The 15042-nt window shown below is 72.0% G+C and carries 14 protein-coding genes; 5 read left to right on the top strand and 9 right to left on the bottom strand.

From position 1 onward, the window contains the following. Positions 1-60: 60 nt before the first annotated feature. Positions 61-1074: a tryptophan--tRNA ligase gene (gene trpS, locus ACGFR9_RS05245; protein WP_393203100.1), complete on the bottom strand. Its 1014-nt coding sequence runs from the start codon at positions 1072-1074 to the stop codon at positions 61-63. Between the two features lie 131 nt (positions 1075-1205). On the opposite strand from trpS, the gene ACGFR9_RS05240 reads away from it, so the two are divergent. The 3 genes from ACGFR9_RS05240 (at position 1206) to ACGFR9_RS05230 (ending at position 3494) form a co-directional block, all read left to right on the top strand. Continuing rightward, a complete protein-coding gene (locus ACGFR9_RS05240) occupies positions 1206-1754 on the top strand; it encodes an RNA polymerase sigma factor (RefSeq protein WP_393203098.1) in 549 nt (182 codons plus the stop codon). A gap of 5 nt (positions 1755-1759) precedes the next feature. Next, the gene (locus tag ACGFR9_RS05235; RefSeq protein ID WP_393203096.1) at positions 1760-2644 is read left to right on the top strand and encodes a hypothetical protein; all 885 of its coding nucleotides are present in this window, start codon (positions 1760-1762) and stop codon (positions 2642-2644) included. Between the two features lie 136 nt (positions 2645-2780). Further along, positions 2781-3494, top strand: a complete 714-nt coding sequence (locus ACGFR9_RS05230) for a hypothetical protein (protein ID WP_393203094.1) — start codon at positions 2781-2783, stop codon at positions 3492-3494. Between the two features lie 75 nt (positions 3495-3569). Here the strand turns inward: ACGFR9_RS05230 and ACGFR9_RS05225 are convergent, their stop codons facing one another. The 4 genes from ACGFR9_RS05225 to ACGFR9_RS05210 all read right to left on the bottom strand — a co-directional run bounded on the left by ACGFR9_RS05225 (position 3570) and on the right by ACGFR9_RS05210 (position 8405). After that, positions 3570-5024, bottom strand: a complete 1455-nt coding sequence (locus ACGFR9_RS05225; protein ID WP_393203092.1) for a glycine hydroxymethyltransferase — start codon at positions 5022-5024, stop codon at positions 3570-3572. 308 nt (positions 5025-5332) lie between these two features. Further along, positions 5333-6517, bottom strand: coding sequence for a glutathionylspermidine synthase family protein (locus ACGFR9_RS05220; RefSeq protein ID WP_393203090.1), 1185 nt, complete (start codon positions 6515-6517; stop codon positions 5333-5335). A 7-nt stretch (positions 6518-6524) separates the two neighbouring features. Further along, a complete protein-coding gene (locus ACGFR9_RS05215) occupies positions 6525-6866 on the bottom strand; it encodes a hypothetical protein (protein ID WP_393203088.1) in 342 nt (113 codons plus the stop codon). Positions 6867-7019: 153 nt separating this feature from the next. After that, positions 7020-8405, bottom strand: coding sequence for a PLP-dependent aminotransferase family protein (locus tag ACGFR9_RS05210; RefSeq protein WP_393203086.1), 1386 nt, complete (start codon positions 8403-8405; stop codon positions 7020-7022). Between the two features lie 47 nt (positions 8406-8452). On the opposite strand from ACGFR9_RS05210, the gene ACGFR9_RS05205 reads away from it, so the two are divergent. Together ACGFR9_RS05205 and ACGFR9_RS05200 are read left to right on the top strand one after the other, a co-directional pair. Next, a complete protein-coding gene (locus tag ACGFR9_RS05205; protein WP_393203084.1) occupies positions 8453-8959 on the top strand; it encodes a carboxymuconolactone decarboxylase family protein in 507 nt (168 codons plus the stop codon). Then, positions 8956-9408: a carboxymuconolactone decarboxylase family protein gene (locus ACGFR9_RS05200; RefSeq protein ID WP_393203082.1), complete on the top strand. Its 453-nt coding sequence runs from the start codon at positions 8956-8958 to the stop codon at positions 9406-9408. The genes ACGFR9_RS05205 and ACGFR9_RS05200 overlap by 4 nt, the downstream gene beginning before the upstream one ends. Before the next feature lie 9 nt (positions 9409-9417). Here the strand turns inward: ACGFR9_RS05200 and ACGFR9_RS05195 are convergent, their stop codons facing one another. From ACGFR9_RS05195 to ACGFR9_RS05180, 4 genes are read right to left on the bottom strand one after another with little or no spacing between them, the layout of a single operon-like run. After that, entirely contained in the window at positions 9418-10368 is a 951-nt protein-coding gene (locus ACGFR9_RS05195; protein WP_393203080.1) for an ABC transporter substrate-binding protein, read from the bottom strand. Between the two features lies 1 nt (position 10369). Beyond that, positions 10370-12319 (bottom strand): ABC transporter permease, encoded by a 1950-nt coding sequence (locus ACGFR9_RS05190; protein ID WP_393203078.1) that lies wholly within the window; start codon positions 12317-12319, stop codon positions 10370-10372. After that, positions 12319-13473, bottom strand: a complete 1155-nt coding sequence (locus tag ACGFR9_RS05185) for a glycine betaine/L-proline ABC transporter ATP-binding protein (protein ID WP_393203076.1) — start codon at positions 13471-13473, stop codon at positions 12319-12321. The genes ACGFR9_RS05190 and ACGFR9_RS05185 overlap by 1 nt, the downstream gene beginning before the upstream one ends. Continuing rightward, on the bottom strand, positions 13470-15020 hold the full coding sequence (locus ACGFR9_RS05180) for a GMC family oxidoreductase (protein ID WP_393203074.1): 1551 nt from the start codon (positions 15018-15020) through the stop codon (positions 13470-13472). The genes ACGFR9_RS05185 and ACGFR9_RS05180 overlap by 4 nt, the downstream gene beginning before the upstream one ends. Positions 15021-15042 lie beyond the last annotated feature (22 nt).

Below are 15042 nucleotides of genomic sequence, written 5' to 3'. Positions count from 1 at the left end.
GGACCGGTTCAGCGCCGGTGCGAGGCGTCCGCCCGGCGCTGGTGCGATCCGTGCGGCGGGTCAGTGTTTGGCCGGCAGGAAGCCCACCCGGTCGTACGCCTGCGCGAGGGTCTCCGCGGCGACGGCACGCGCCTTCTCCGCGCCCTTGGCCAGGATCGAGTCGAGCGTCTCGGGGTCGTCCAGATACTGCTGGGTGCGCTCCCTGAAGGGGGTCGCGAACTCGACCATGACCTCGGCGAGGTCCGTCTTGAGCGCGCCGTAGCCCTTGCCGGCGTACTGCTCCTCCAGGACGGGGATGTCCGTCCCGGTGAGGGTCGACAGGATCGTGAGGAGATTGCTCACACCGGGCTTCTCCACGACGTCGTAGCGGATCACCGTGTCGGTGTCGGTGACCGCGCTCTTCACCTTCTTGGCGGTGGCCTTCGGCTCGTCCAGGAGGTTGATGAGGCCCTTCGGCGTGGACGCCGACTTGCTCATCTTGATGGACGGGTCCTGAAGGTCGTAGATCTTCGCCGTCTCCTTGAGGATGTACGGCTTCGGCATCGTGAACGTCTCGCCGAAGCGGCCGTTGAACCGGTCGGCGAGGTCGCGCGTGAGCTCGATGTGCTGGCGCTGGTCCTCGCCCACCGGCACCTCGTCGGCCTGGTAGAGCAGGATGTCCGCGACCTGGAGGACCGGGTAGGTGAACAGTCCGACGGAGGCGCGGTCGGCACCCTGCTTGGCGGACTTGTCCTTGAACTGGGTCATGCGGGAGGCCTCGCCGAAGCCGGTGAGACAGTTCATGACCCAGGCGAGCTGGGCGTGCTCGGGCACATGGCTCTGCACGAAGAGCGTGCAGCGGTCCGGGTCGAGACCGGCGGCCAGCAGCTGGGCGGTGGCGAGCCGGGTGTTGGCGCGCAGCTCCTCCGGGTCCTGCGGGACCGTGATCGCGTGCAGGTCGACGACCATGTAGAACGCGTCGTGGGTCTCCTGCAGGGCCACCCACTGGCGGACGGCGCCGAGGTAGTTGCCGAGGTGGAACGAGCCTGCGGTGGGCTGGATTCCGGAGAGCACGCGGGGTCGGTCAGTCGCCATGCCCACCATTCTCTCAGGTCCCGCGAGGCGGTCCGGAACGGACCGGAAACAGATGGGAACCGATCCGTCCCCGGCGGTGTAACAAGAATGTGAGGACGCGGGAGGGGGGCCGCATCACCGATGAGGCCGCGGTGATCGCACGCGTACGCGCCGGGGAGCCCGAGGCGTACGCGGAGCTGGTGCGGGCCCATACGGGAATCGCGCTCAGGGCGGCCGCCGCGCTGGGGGCGGGGTCGGACGCGGAGGACGTGGTGCAGCAGGCCTTCGTGAAGGCGTACTGCGCGCTGGGCCGGTTCCGGGACGACATGGCGTTCCGGCCGTGGCTGCTGTCGATCGTGGCCAATGAGACGAGGAACACAGTGCGCGCCGCCATGCGGCGGAACACGCTCGCCGGCCGGGAGGCGGCGCTGGTGGAGGCGGAGCCGGTGATACCCGAGTCGGCCGATCCGGCGGTGGCGACGCTGGAGTCGGAGCGCCGCGGGGTGCTGGCGGCCGCGCTGGAGAAGCTGAGCGAGGAGCACCGGCTGGTCGTCACCTACCGCTATCTGCTGGAGATGGACGAGCGGGAGACCGCCCAGGCCCTGGGCTGGCCCCGGGGCACGGTGAAGTCGCGGCTGAACCGCGCCCTGCGCAAGCTGGAGCGCCTGCTGCCGGACTTCCGGCCCCGGGGAAGGGGGTGAGAGGCGTGGGTGAGCGGTACGACGACGAGGCCGCCCGGCTGCGGGAGGAGCTGCGGGCCTTCGGCCGGTCCCTGGACGGGCCGGACGGGGCCGCGGGGTCCGAGTCGATGGTCGAGAGGGTGCTGGGGCGGATACTCGCCGAGGAACTGCCGGTACCGGTCACCGAGCCGCCGGGGGCCGGCGCGCGGCTGCGGGGCTGGGCCCGGGCGCGGTGGCGGTCGCTGGTCGCGGCCCTGTGCGGGCTGCTGACGGTGCTGACGCTGACGCCTCCGGTGCGGGCGGCGGTGACCGACTGGTTCGGCTTCGGCGGGGTCGTGGTGCGGTACGACCCGTCGGCGGTGCCCTCGCCGGGGGCGAAGGTGCCGGGCTGCGGGCGGTCGCTGCTGTCCTTGGAGGAGGCGGAGCGGCGGGCCGGGTTCGCGCCGGTGGTGCCGGAGGCGCTGGGCGTCCCGGACGCGGTGACGGTGGGGGCGCTGCCTCGGGGGCGGTTCCTGATGAGCCTGTGCTGGCGGGAGGACGGGCGGACGATCCGGCTCGACGAGTTCCCGGGCCGCCTGGACCTCGCCTTCGTCAAGAGCGTGCGCGAGCAGCCTCAGTGGCTGTTGCTGAGTGAAGGGGACGAGAAGGGCGCCGTTCCCGATCCGGCCCTGTGGTTCCCGCGGCCGCATCTGCTGAGCTTCTGGCTGGTGGGACCGGACGGCCACCGGTTCACCCGGAAGGAGCGCACCGCCGGGCCGACCCTGCTGTGGCCGCATCGCGGTGCGGTGACCGGCGAAGGTCCCGCCGCGGACGGGGTGACGCTGCGGCTGGAGGGGGTGGCGTCGAAGGCGCGGGCGCTGGAGATCGCGAAAGGGGTCGAGGAGGCGGGCGAGGAGACGGGCGGCCGGTAGCGGCCGGGCTCCCGGAGGAATCCGCGGAATCGGGGCGGACCGAGTGGGAACCCCGGCGGGTCGGGCGGTGTACCAGAAGTGACAGGCGGCCCGTGGGCGGGCCGTTCGGAGATCGACCGGCCGAGTGGGGGTCCGGATGCGTGGGTGGACGGAGAGGGTTCGACAACTGACGGCAGGGCTGGGTGCGTTGGCGGCGGCGCTGGCCCTGATGGTGTGGGGGGCGGCGCCCGCCTCCGCCGGCGGGCCGACGAGCGCGCTGGTGGTGTCGCCGGAGAGCGAGGAGACGGCGTCCGTGTACTACTCCGACAGCGAGTACGGCGAGTTGGAGCGGCTGCTCGGCCCCGTCGGCAAGGGCACGCGGGCGAGGCCGCCGGATGACATACGGGCGAGGGAGCGGCTGATCAATGTGACGTGGATGGTGCACGACGTGACGCCGTGGCGGGTGGACCGGGTCCTCATGGCGGAGGCGGGCCAGGACGCCTGGATACATACGGCGGAGCGGTTCAACGAGACGCCGAACGGCCTCTGGCACCGGGCCACCGACCCGTCGGGGCTGTACAAGCTGCTGTACTCGCTGGGGGTGATGGGAGAGGGGACGGGCACCGGATCGGCTTCGGGCATCTACCCGGCACCGTGGGAGACGGAGCCGGCGAAGCCGGCCGTGGCGGCTTCCTCCGAGACCCGCGCCGCGCCGGTGAAGGACGACGGGACCGACTGGTGGTGGGCGATACCGGGCGTGGTGGCCGGAGCATGCCTGGCTCTGGTGCTGCGGCCCCAGGTGGCGCGGCTGCCGCTGCTCCGTGGACGGGAACGCGACTCGGGGCCGAGGCAGGAGCTGCTGGACACCTGAGCACGCGTACGGCGGCCCGGTGCGGGACCGGACCGCCGTACGAGGCGGGGCTGGGCCGGGCTTGGCTGGGCCGGGTCAGCCGAGGTCGATCTCCGGGTAGAGCGGGAAGCCGGCGACCAGGTCGGTGGCGCGGCGGGAGATCTCGTGGGCGATCTTCGCGTCGAGGACGTGGGCCGCCTTGGAGGGGGCACCGGACTTGGTGGTGCCGGGCTCGGTCGTCGTCAGGACCCGGTCGATCAGGCCCGCGACCTCGTCCATCTCCGCCGTGCCGAGACCGCGCGTGGTCAGCGCGGGGGTGCCGATGCGGATGCCGGAGGTGTACCAGGCACCGTTGGGGTCGGCGGGGATGGCGTTGCGGTTGGTGACGATGCCCGAGTCGAGCAGGGCGGCCTCGGCCTGGCGGCCGGTGAGGCCGTAGGAGGTGGCGACGTCGATCAGGTTGAGGTGGTTGTCGGTGCCGCCGGTGACCAGGGTGGCGCCGCGGCGCATCAGGCCCTCGGCGAGGGCGCGGGAGTTGTCGACGATGCGCTGGGCGTAGTCCTGGAAGGCGGGCTGACGGGCCTCGGCGAGGGCGACGGCCTTCGCGGCCATGACATGCGGGAGCGGGCCGCCGAGGACCATCGGGCAGCCGCGGTCGACCTGGTCCTTGAGGGAGTCGTCGCACAGCACCATGCCGCCGCGCGGGCCGCGCAGCGACTTGTGGGTGGTCGTGGTGACGATCTGGGCGTGCGGGACCGGGTCGAAGTCTCCGGTGAGGACCTTGCCGGCGACCAGACCGGCGAAGTGCGCCATGTCGACCATGAGGGTGGCGCCGACCTCGTCGGCGATCTCCCGCATGATCCGGAAGTTCACCAGACGGGGGTAGGCGGAGTAGCCGGCGACGATGATCAGCGGCTTGAACTCACGGGCGGAGGTGCGCAGGGCCTCGTAGTCGATGAGGCCGGTGGCCGGGTCGGTGCCGTAGGAACGCTGGTCGAACATCTTGCCGGAGATGTTCGGGCGGAAGCCGTGGGTGAGGTGGCCGCCGGCGTCCAGGGACATGCCGAGCATGCGCTGGTTGCCGAAGGCCTGGCGGAGCTCGGCCCAGTCGGCCTCGGAGAGGTCGTTGACCTGGCGGGCGCCCGTCTTCTCCAGGAAGGGGACCTCGACCCGGGCGCCGAGGACGGCCCAGAAGGCGACCAGGTTGGCGTCGATGCCGGAGTGCGGCTGGACGTAGGCGTGGCGGGCGCCGAAGAGCTCCTTGGCGTGCTCGGCGGCGAGGGACTCGACGGTGTCGACGTTGCGGCAGCCGGCGTAGAAGCGGCGGCCGATGGTGCCCTCGGCGTACTTGTCGCTGAACCAGTTCCCCATCGTGAGGAGGGTGGCCGGGGAGGCGTAGTTCTCGGAGGCGATCAGCTTGAGCATCTCGCGCTGGTCGGCGACCTCTTGGGTGATCGCGTCGGCTACGCGGGGCTCGACCGTGCGGATGACGTCGAGCGCGGCTCGGTAGGCGGTGGAAGCGGGGGTGAGCGGCTGCTCAGGGGCTGACATGGGGACCTCCGGACGTGGCGTTCGGCGTTCACGGTGCGGCCCAGGCGCGCGGCACATGTTTCGGACCCGAAGGGTCCGGGGCCGCTTCCCGATGGTTGTTCCCATCCCTGCACGCCAGTCACGGCCCGCCGTCAGGGTACCGGGTGGCACGGGGTGCCAGGGGGTGGCGTCCGCCATGCGGGCGACGGCGGCTGCCTGGTGGATGCCGGTGGTGCACCGCGGGTGCCGGAGGGCTGGGCGCGCCCATGCGGCGGAGCGGCACATGTCGCGGCCCCGCGCCCCTTGGGGACGCTCCTCCTGGGCCTTGATCAAAGGATCACATGGGGGAGGAAGCGGGCGTACTCGTCCGTCACCAGGCCCGACGACTCGCGGATGCCCAGGCCAGCCGACTCGTTTTCCACCACCCATGCGCCCAGGACCACGTGGTTGCCGTCGAAGTCGGGGAGGGGGGCCAGTTGTTGGTAGCAGCAGGGGTCGGTGCGCGGGGTCGGGTCGGAGCCGGGCTGGTGGAGGGTCACTCCCGCGCCCTCGCGGCCCAGGAGGGGCTTCGCCACCCAGCCGGTGGTGGTGGCCAGGTCGCGGGGACCGTCGAGGTGGGCCGGGAGGAGGTTGGGGTGGTCGGGGTAGAGCTCCCAGAGGATCGCCAGCAGTGCCTTGTTGCTGAGGAGCATCTTCCAGGCCGGCTCGATCCACAGGGTGGTGCCCGTGCCGCCGCCGTTGTCGAGCGTGGTGAGGACGTGGTCGGCGAAGCGGTCGGTGGTGAGCCACTCCCACGGGTACAGCTTGAAGATGCTGCGGATGAACCGGAGCCCGTTGTCGACGAAGCGTCCGGAGAGGCGGTCCCAGCCGATCTCCTCCACGGAGATCCAGTCGGTGTCGAGGCCGGCCTGTTCGGCGGTCTCCTTGAGGTAGGCGACGGTCATCAGGTCCTCGCCGAGTTCGTCGGCGGAGGAGTGGGCGAAGTACAGGGGGCTGCCCGGCGGGAGGAGGGCGGCCTGCTTCCTCCAGGCGTCGACGAGGCGTTCGTGGAGGGAGTTCCACTGGTCGGCGCCGGGGAAGCGTTCCTCCATCCAGAACCACTGGGGGGACGCGGCCTCCACCAGGGACGTCGGGGTGTCGGCGTTGTACTCCAGGAGCTTCGCGGGGCCGGTGCCGTCGTAGCGGAGGTCGAAGCGGCCGTAGACGGAGGGGAGTTCTGCCCGTCGCTGCCAGGCCTCGGCGACCAGGCGGGCGATGCGCGGGTCGGTGATGCCGAGGTCGGCGAAGCGGTCGGCGATGACGATGTGGTCGGCCGCCGCGAGGCACATGCGGTGCAGTTCCTCGACGACCTCCTCCAGCGCCTCGACCTCGTCCAGGGTGAAGACGTAGTAGGCGCTCTCGTCCCAGTAGGGGCGCAGGGAGTCGTCGGGGTAGCGGGTGAGGGGGTAGATGAGCCCCTGTTCCTCCACGGTCTCCTGCCAGCCCGGCCGGGGCTCGGTCGTACGGCGTTCCATGGGCCGCTCAGCCGCCGCTGCTGCCGGAGCCCGAGCAGCCGAAGCCGCCCCGGTCGACGGCCTCGCTGCGGCTGAAGGTGCCGTAGTCGGCGTAGCCGTTGCTGACGTCGGAGTCGTAGTACCAGTCGGCGCGGGTCGAGCGGCTCTTGCCCAGCGAACCGGAGGTGGTGGTGCCGGACTTGCAGTTCTTGTCGGAGACGACCTTGTAGCCGTTGAGGTAGTCGTAGCTGTCCCGGTCCACGCACCGCCGGTCCGGGTCGGAGCCGCATGAGGTCAGTGCCGCCGCGAGGACACCCATGCCCCCGAGCACCACCGTGCTGGACCGCAACCGCCGCCGTGACTCCGCCATAGCTCCCCCTCGCAGGCACTTCCCCCGGGTGCACCTCTCCCGGCTCGCGGCGGACAGCCTAGAGACCGTCGGGCCGCCCCGCACAGGAGCCCCCCGCCAAGACCCCGTCCCCGCAGCCGATTTGCGGGTATTGGCACGGTATGCGGTATGTGGTCAGGGCAGCGCCCGGCACAGGGCGTCCAGGGTGGCCGCCCAGGCGTGGTCCGGCGGGGTGGCGTAGCCGACGACCAGGGCGTCGCCCTCCGTGGCCCCGGCGCCGGGGTGGCGGTAGCGGGAGAGGCCGTGGACGGCGAGGTTCTGCCAGGTGGCGGCCTGGAGCACGGACCGTTCGGTGCCGGGCGGGAGCCGCAGGACGGCGTGCAGGCCGGCCGCGATGCCGGTGATCGAGACGTCGGGGGCCCGGGTGGCGAGGGCTTCGACCAGGGAGTCGCGGCGGCGGCGGTAGCGCAGCCGGACGGCGCGGACATGACGGTCGTAGGCGCCGGAGGTGAGGAACTCGGCGAGGGTGAGCTGTTCGACGACGCTCACGGAGCGGCCGCCGCCGTGGGCGACGACGTCCGGGACCAGGGACGGGGGCAGGACCATCCAGCCGAGGCGCAGTCCGGGGGCGAGGGACTTGCTGGCGGTGCCGAGGTGGACGACGTGGTCGGGGTCGAGGTTCTGGAGTGCGCCGACCGCCTGGCGGTCGTAGCGGAACTCGCCGTCGTAGTCGTCCTCCAGGATCAGTCCGCCGGTGCGGCGCGCCCAGTCGACGACGGCGGCGCGCCGCTCGGGGCGCAGGGCGCCGCCGAGGGGGAACTGGTGGGCGGGGCTGAGCAGTACGGCGTCGGCGGCGCCCACGTCCCCCGCGCGTGTGCCGAGGGTGTCGAAGGGGAGCGCGGTGGTGGTGAGGCCGGTGCGGGCGACGAGGTCCCAGTGGAGGTCCAGCCCGTAGGACTCCACGGCGAGGGTGCGGGCGCCGCGGGCGCGCAGGATCTCGCAGAGGAGCTGGAGTCCGTGGGCGAAGCCGGAGCAGACGACGATCCGTTCGGGGTCGGTGCGTACGCCCCGGACACGGGCGAGGTAGTCGGCGAGGGCCGTGCGCAGTTCGGGGCGGCCCCGCGGATCGCCGTAGCCGAAGGCTTCGTGCGGGGCGGCGGCGAGGGCGCGGCGGGTGGCCTTGAGCCATGCGGCGCGGGGGAAGGAGGCGAGGTCCGGGGTGCCCGGGACCAGGTTGTACGGAAGCCGGCCGGGGGCGCGGCGCGGGGCCGGCCGGCGCGTGGGCGGGCCGGCCACGGCGCGGTCGGCGACCCGGGTGCCGGAGCCCTGGCGGGCAGTGAGCCAGCCCTCGGCGGTCAGATCGGCGTAGGCGTCGGCGACGGTGTTGCGGGCGAGGCCCAGGTCGGCGGCGAGGGAGCGGGAGGACGGCAGCCGGGTGCCGGGTGCCAGCCGGCCGGTGCGGACGGCCTCGCGCAGGGCGTCGGTCAGGCCGCGGCGCAGGCCGGGACCGGACGGTTCGAGGTGGAGGTCGATGCCGAAAGTGGCCCAGCGTTCTGCCATGGAAGTGGACCATACTCCTGGGCCGCCCCGCTTCTAGTCTCGGTGGCATGACGACACACACCGACACCGCCACCGGCTCCTTCGCACCCGAGCGGGCCCCCCGGCTGGAGTGGTCCCGGCACGCCCCCGAGGTCTGGAAGGCTATGCTGCGGCTCTCGAAGGCCGCCTCCGACGGCGTGGACCCCGGCCTGCAGCACCTGGTGAACATCCGCGCCTCCCAGCTCAACCACTGTGCCTTCTGCCTGGACATGCACACCAAGGACGCGCTCGCGGCCGGCGAGAGCGTGGAGCGTGTCGTGCAGCTCTCCGCCTGGGACGAGTCGCGGCACTTCTACACGGAGCGGGAGCTCGCGGCGATCGAACTGACCGAGGCGGTCACCGTCCTGACGGACGGCTTCGTACCCGACGAGGTGTACGAGACGGCCGCCAAGCACTTCGACGAGGCCGAACTGGCGCATCTGATCGCCGCGATCGCGATGATCAACGCGTGGAACCGGTTCGGCGTGACCTGCCGGCTGACCCCGGGCCACTACACGCCGGGACAGTACGCGTGACGGCTCGTACGACCCGCCTCGACGACGGTGTCCGCGGCGCGCTGCGCGCGATGGGCGCCGCCGCCAAGAAGGGCCTCGGCGATCCCGGTCTGGCCGAGCTGGTCCAGATCCGGGCCTCGCAGCTCAACCACTGCGCGTTCTGCCTCGACATGCACCTCGCGCTCGCCCGCGGGGGCGGGGTGGTGCGCGAGGCGCAGCTCGATCTGCTGAGCGCCTGGGCGGAGGCCGGGGACGACATCTTCGACGCACGGGAGCGGGCCGCGCTGGAGCTGACGGAGTCGGTCACCCTGCTGACCGAGGGGTTCGTACCCGACGAGGTGTACGAGCGGGCGGCGGCGCACTTCGACGCCGCCCGGCTCGCCCACCTCGTCGCGCTGATCGCCGCGATCAACAGCTGGAACCGGCTGATGGTCGCCCGCCGGATCCCGCCGGGCGCCACCGACTGGTGAAGCGGGTGGTCAGGGCAGCCACCCCCGCCAGGTGGACTCGTGGCCGTCCACCCACTTCTTCGCCGCCTCCCGGGGCGACAGCTTCTGCTCGGCGATCAGCAGGGAGACCTCGTTCTGGTCCTCGGTCGTCCAGTGGAAGTTCCTGAGCAGCTCCGCCGCCTCGCCGCCGTGCCGTGCGAAGTCCGCGTTGAGGTACTTCTGCAGCGGGGTGACCGGGTAGGCGCAGGCGACCTCCGCCGGGTCGGCGTCGCAGCCCTCCTCGTACGGGGGCAGTTTCACCTCGGTCATCGGCACCTTCGCGGAGAGCCACTGGGGGGTGTACCAGTAGGTGAGGAAGGGCTTCCGCTCCTTGGCGAACCGCTTGATCTGGGTGATCTGCGCGGCCTCGGAGCCGGCGAACACCACCCGGTAGTCCAGCTTCAGGTTCTTCACCAGCGCCTTGTCGTTGGTGACGTAGGACGGGGAGCCGTCCAGGAGCTGGCCCTTGCCGCCGCTCTCCGGGGTGCGGAACCGATCGGCGTACTTGTCGAGGTTCTTCCAGTCGGTGACGTCGGGGTGCTCCTTCGCGAAGTACGTCGGCACGAACCAGCCGATGTGCCCGGTGACACCGAGGTCGCCGCCGTTCACGATCGTCTTCTTGTCGTCGACGTAGCGCCGCTCCTGCTCGGGGTGCCCCCAGTCCTCCAGGATGGCGTCGACGCGGCCCTGGCTGAGCGCGTCCCAGGCGGGCACCTCGTCGACCTGGACGGTGTCGACGCGGTAGCCGAGCTCCTGTTCCAGCAGGTACTGGGCGACGGCCACGTTGGCCTGCGCGCCGACCCAGGACTGCACGGACAGGGTGACCGTCCGGGCTCCCTGGGCGTTGGCGAAGGGCGACGCCTGCTTGGTCATGTCGGCGGCGCCGCAGCCGGTGGCCAGCGCCAGTACGGCTACGGCGGCCGTGATCCGTGTACGGGACATCTCAGGCTCCCTTCGCCGTACGGCGCTCGGTGGGCTGCGTCACCCGGTCGAGCATCAGACCCAGGCAGACGATCGCGGCCCCGGCGACCAGACCGGTCGCCAGATCACCCTGGGCGAGGCCGAAGACGACGTCGTAACCGAGCGCGCCCCCGCCGACCAGGCCGCCGATGATGACGACGGCGAGGACCAGGACGACGCCCTGGTTGACGGCGAGCAGCAGCGCGGGGCGGGCCAGCGGGAGCTGGACCTGCCGAAGTTGCTGGGTGCTGGTCGCGCCGAGCGAGCGGGCGGACTCCAGGGCGGCCGGGTCGACCTGGCGCAGGCCCTGGGCGGTGATGCGGACGACGGCCGGCAGCGCGTAGACGACGGCGGCGGCGACGGCCGGGGCGCGGCCCACGCCGAACAGGGCGACGACCGGGATCAGGTACACGAACTGCGGCATCGTCTGGAACACGTCGAGCACCGGACGCAGCAGCCGTTCGAAGCGGTCGCTGCGGGCGGCGGCGACACCGGTCGCGAAACCGATGACGAGGGTGACGGCGACGGCCGCGAGGACCTGCGAGAGCGTGTCCAGGGACGGCTTCCACACGCCGAGCACCCCGATGGCGGCCATGGCGAGGACGGCGGTGAGCGCGGTGCGCCACGTGCCGATCAGCCAGGCCAGCGCGGCGACGATCAGCAGCACCGACCACCAGGGCAGCCACTGCAGACCGTCCCGGAGCGGGTCGAGGACCCAGGTGGTGAAGCGGCCCGCCCAGTCGGCCGTACCGCCGACGACGGGGACGCCGGAGTAGAGGTGGTCGGTCATCCACTCGACGGCCCGGTTCACCGGCTCGGCGATGCCGACGACCCAGCCGTCGGGCCACTCCAGGCGGTCCGCGAGACGTCCGGCGACCGCTACGGCCACGGCGGCGATCCCGGCGTACGCCCACAGTGCGCGGGAGTTCGGCGGGGGCGCCTGTCCGAGGCGTGCGCCGGCCGCGCCGGTCACCCGGTCGAGGACGACGGCGAGCAGCACGATCGGAATGCCGGCGGCGAGCGCGGCGCCCACGTCGACCGAGGCCAGCGCCTGGTAGACGCGGTCGCCGAGACCGCCGGCGCCGATCACGGAGGCGATGACGGCCATGGACAACGCCATCATGATCGTCTGGTTCAGCCCGAGGAGGAGTTCCTTGCGGGCCAGCGGGAGCCGGGCGGTCAGCAGGCGCTGGCGGGCGGTGGCCCCGAGCGAGTCGACCGCCTCCAGCACCTCCTTGTCGGCGCCGCGCAGGCCGAGCGCGGTGAGGCGGGCCATGGGCGGGGCGGCGTAGACGACGGTGGCGAGGACGGCGGCGGGGACGCCGATGCCGAAGACCAGGACGACGGGGAGGAGGTAGGCGAACGCCGGGAGGACCTGCATGGTGTCGAGGACCGGGCGCAGGATGCGGTGCATACGGTCGGACAGGCCGGCGGCGAGGCCGAGGAGGGCGCCCACCGCGACGGATGCGGCGACCGCTACGGCCATCAGGGCGAGGGTCTGCATCGTGGGGACCCACATGCCGAGGAGGCCGCAGGTGAGGAATGCGGCGGCTGTGCCGAGGGCGAGGCGGATGCCCGCGGTGCGCCAGGCGATCAGGGCCGATACGGCGGTCACTCCCGCCCAGCCGACGGCGAGGAGGGCGAGGTAGACGGCGCGTACGGCGATGACGACGGCGTTGCTGACGTGGCCGAGGAAATGGAGGAAGAGGGGGTGGGTGTCCCTGTTGTCGATGATCCAGTCGCTGGCGGTGGCCAGGGGGGTGGAGAGGTTGACGGTGAGTTCCTCGGGCCAGGTGCCGGATGCCCAGCGGGCGGCTGCGAGGGGGGCGAGGATCGCGGTGAGGGCGGCGAGGGTCAGGAGCTTGCGTACGGCCGGGTTGGTCGAGATGCCCGGCGGTGCGTTCTTGCGGGGTGTCGCCGTGAGCGTCGCCATCACACCGGCTCCTCGCTGGTGGTGGCCGGTGGGGGTTCCAGCTCGCCGAGCTGCGCCGGTGCCGCTGCGCCCACCCGTGCCGCCCCAGCGGCACGACTGCCCGCAGCTACGGGGCCGGTCGGGGTTGTGGTGCCTGCTACCACGTCCAGTAGCGTGGCTGCGTCGAGCATGCCCAGGCATCTGCCTTCGTCCATCACTCGGGCCGGAGTGCCGGCCCGGGCCACTGCTTCTATCGCTTCCGAGACCGTGGCTTCCGGGCGGATCGCGGGGCCTGTTGCCGCTTCCTCCGCCGAGATGGGCGGGCGCATGGCTGTGCGGGCCGTGAGGATCTGCTCTCGGGGGATGTCGCGGGTGAAGGCGCGGACGTAGTCGTCGGCCGGGGAGGCGACGATCTCCTCCGGGGTGCCGAGCTGGACCACTCCGCCGTCGCGCATCAGGGCGATGCGGTCGCCGAGTTTCAGGGCTTCCTGGAGGTCGTGGGTGATGAAGACCATCGTGCGGCCCTCCTCGCGGTGCAGCCGGATCACCTCCTCCTGCATGTCCCTCCGGATCAGCGGGTCGAGCGCGCTGAACGGCTCGTCGAAGAGGAGGACTTCGGGGTCGACGGCCAACGCCCGCGCCAGGCCCACGCGTTGGCGCTGGCCGCCGGAGAGCTGGGCGGGTCTGCGCTGTTCCATGCCCTCCAGTCCGACCTTGGCGACGACCTCGGCGGCCCGCTCGCGGCGTTCCGCCCTGCCCATGCCCTGGATCTCCAGGCCGTAGGCGACGTTGTCGAGGACGGTGCGGTGCGGCAGCAGGCCGAAGTGCTGGAAGACCATCGCGGCACGGTGCCGGCGCAGTGCGCGCAGCCGGGACCGGTCCATGGCGCGGACGTCCTCGCCGTCGATGACGATGGTGCCGGCGGTCGGCTCGATCAGCCGGGTCAGACAGCGCACCAGGGTGGACTTGCCGGAGCCGGACAGGCCCATGACGACGAAGACCTCGCCCTTGCGGACGTCGAAGGACACATCGCGGACGGCGGCCGTGCAGCCGGTGCGGGAGCGCAGTTCGGCCGGGTCGAGGGCGGTGAGGGCGGGGTCGGCGGGGATCCGGTCGGCCTTCGGGCCGAAGACCTTCCAGAGGCCGTCCACGGAGAAGACGGGAGAAGCACTCATCGCGCGTCACCGCCGATCAGGTCCACGGCGCGCTCGCCGACCATCAGGACTCCGATCATCGGGTTCACGGCGGTCATCGTCGGGAAGACGGAGGCGTCCGCGATCCGGATGCCCTCCAGTCCGCGGATCCTCAGCTCGGGGTCGACGACGGCGAGTTCGTCGTTCACCGCGCCCATACGGCAGGTGCCCGCCGGATGGTAGACGGTGTGGGCGACCTTGCGGGCGTATGCGCCGAGTTCCTCGTCGCCGGTGATGTCCGGGCCGGGGCAGACCTCGCGCTTCAGCCAGCCCGCCAGCGGCTCCGACTTCGCGATCTCGCGGGCGATGCGGATGCCGTCGACGAGGGTACGGCCGTCGTAGTCGTCCTCGTCGGTGAAGTACCGGAAGTCCAGCGCCGGTTTCACGGACGGATCGGCGCTGGTGAGGTAGAGCCGTCCCCGGCTCTTCGGCTTGGGGATGTTCGGGGTCATGGAGACGCCGAACTCCGGGCGTTCGTAGCCCAGCCGCTCGGGATTGTCCGTGAACGGGATCTGGTAGAAGTGGAACATCAGGTCGGGGCCCGCGTGTTCGGGGTCGCGGCGCACGAACAGGCCCGCGTCGGAGTCCATCGCGGAGTTGTCGGGGAGGGGGCCGTTCGTCTCCCAGACGATCACGGACTCGGGGTGGTCGAGCAGGTTCTCGCCGACGCCGGGCAGATCGTGCGCCACGGGTATGCCGAGCGCCTCCAGGTCGGCCCTGGGACCGATGCCGGAGTGCAGCAGCAGGCGCGGGCTGTCGACCGCGCCGGCGCACAGGAGGACCTCGCGCCGGGCGCGTACCAGCTTCTCCTCGCCGTCCTGGGTCCGCACATGGACGCCCTCGGCGCGGGTGCCGTTCAGCTCCAGCCGGTATGCCCAGGTCTCCAACAGGAGCGTGAGGTTGGGGCGTTCGTCCATCACCGGGTGGAGATACGCCACGGACGCGGACGAGCGCTTGTTGTTCTCCGGGTGGTAGGCGAGGTCGAAGAAGCCGACGCCCTCGCTGAACGGCTGCTGGTTGAAGCCCTCCACGCGCGGCACGCCGAGCGCGGACCGGGCCGCGTCGACGAAGTCGCGGGCGATGGCGTTCCGGTCCTTCTCGTCGACGGGGACGATGTTGTTCTTGAGCCGGGCGTAGTACGCCTCCATCGGCACCGCGCCCCAGCCCTTGGCGCCCGCCCCCTCCCACTCGTCCCAGTCCGACGGCAGCGGCTTGAACGCGATGAGCGTGTTGTGCGAGGAGCAGCCGCCAAGGACGCGGGCGCGGCTGTGCCGGATGTGCGAATTGCCGCGCGGCTGTTCGGTGGTGGGGTAGTCGTAGTCGAGCTCGCCGCCGAGCAGGCCCATCCAGCGGCGCAGGGTCAGCACGTCGTCGCGGCCGACGTCGCTGGGGCCGCCCTCGATGACGGCGACGGTGACATCGGGGTTCTCGGTCAGCCGGGAGGCGATGACGGAACCGGCGGTGCCGCCGCCTATGACGACGTAGTCGTAGACGTGTTCGGGTTCATGTTCACGGGTGTGAGCGGTCATCTGGGTGGTACTCCTCCGGGGA

Source organism: Streptomyces sp. NPDC048584 (assembly GCF_043199595.1).
Classification (GTDB): Bacteria; Actinomycetota; Actinomycetes; order Streptomycetales; family Streptomycetaceae; genus Streptomyces; species Streptomyces edwardsiae.
This window is presented reverse-complemented; position numbering and strand designations above follow the sequence as displayed.

Coding starts and splice junctions, on each gene's coding strand:
- trpS (WP_393203100.1), bottom strand. CDS start 1,074: ATGGCGACTGACCGACCCCGCGTGCTCTCCGGAATCCAGCCCACCGCA.
- ACGFR9_RS05230 (WP_393203094.1), top strand. CDS start 2,781: ATGCGTGGGTGGACGGAGAGGGTTCGACAACTGACGGCAGGGCTGGGT.
- ACGFR9_RS05225 (WP_393203092.1), bottom strand. CDS start 5,024: ATGTCAGCCCCTGAGCAGCCGCTCACCCCCGCTTCCACCGCCTACCGA.
- ACGFR9_RS05220 (WP_393203090.1), bottom strand. CDS start 6,517: ATGGAACGCCGTACGACCGAGCCCCGGCCGGGCTGGCAGGAGACCGTG.
- ACGFR9_RS05215 (WP_393203088.1), bottom strand. CDS start 6,866: ATGGCGGAGTCACGGCGGCGGTTGCGGTCCAGCACGGTGGTGCTCGGG.
- ACGFR9_RS05210 (WP_393203086.1), bottom strand. CDS start 8,405: ATGGCAGAACGCTGGGCCACTTTCGGCATCGACCTCCACCTCGAACCG.
- ACGFR9_RS05205 (WP_393203084.1), top strand. CDS start 8,453: ATGACGACACACACCGACACCGCCACCGGCTCCTTCGCACCCGAGCGG.
- ACGFR9_RS05195 (WP_393203080.1), bottom strand. CDS start 10,368: ATGTCCCGTACACGGATCACGGCCGCCGTAGCCGTACTGGCGCTGGCC.
- ACGFR9_RS05190 (WP_393203078.1), bottom strand. CDS start 12,319: ATGGCGACGCTCACGGCGACACCCCGCAAGAACGCACCGCCGGGCATC.
- ACGFR9_RS05185 (WP_393203076.1), bottom strand. CDS start 13,473: ATGAGTGCTTCTCCCGTCTTCTCCGTGGACGGCCTCTGGAAGGTCTTC.
- ACGFR9_RS05180 (WP_393203074.1), bottom strand. CDS start 15,020: ATGACCGCTCACACCCGTGAACATGAACCCGAACACGTCTACGACTAC.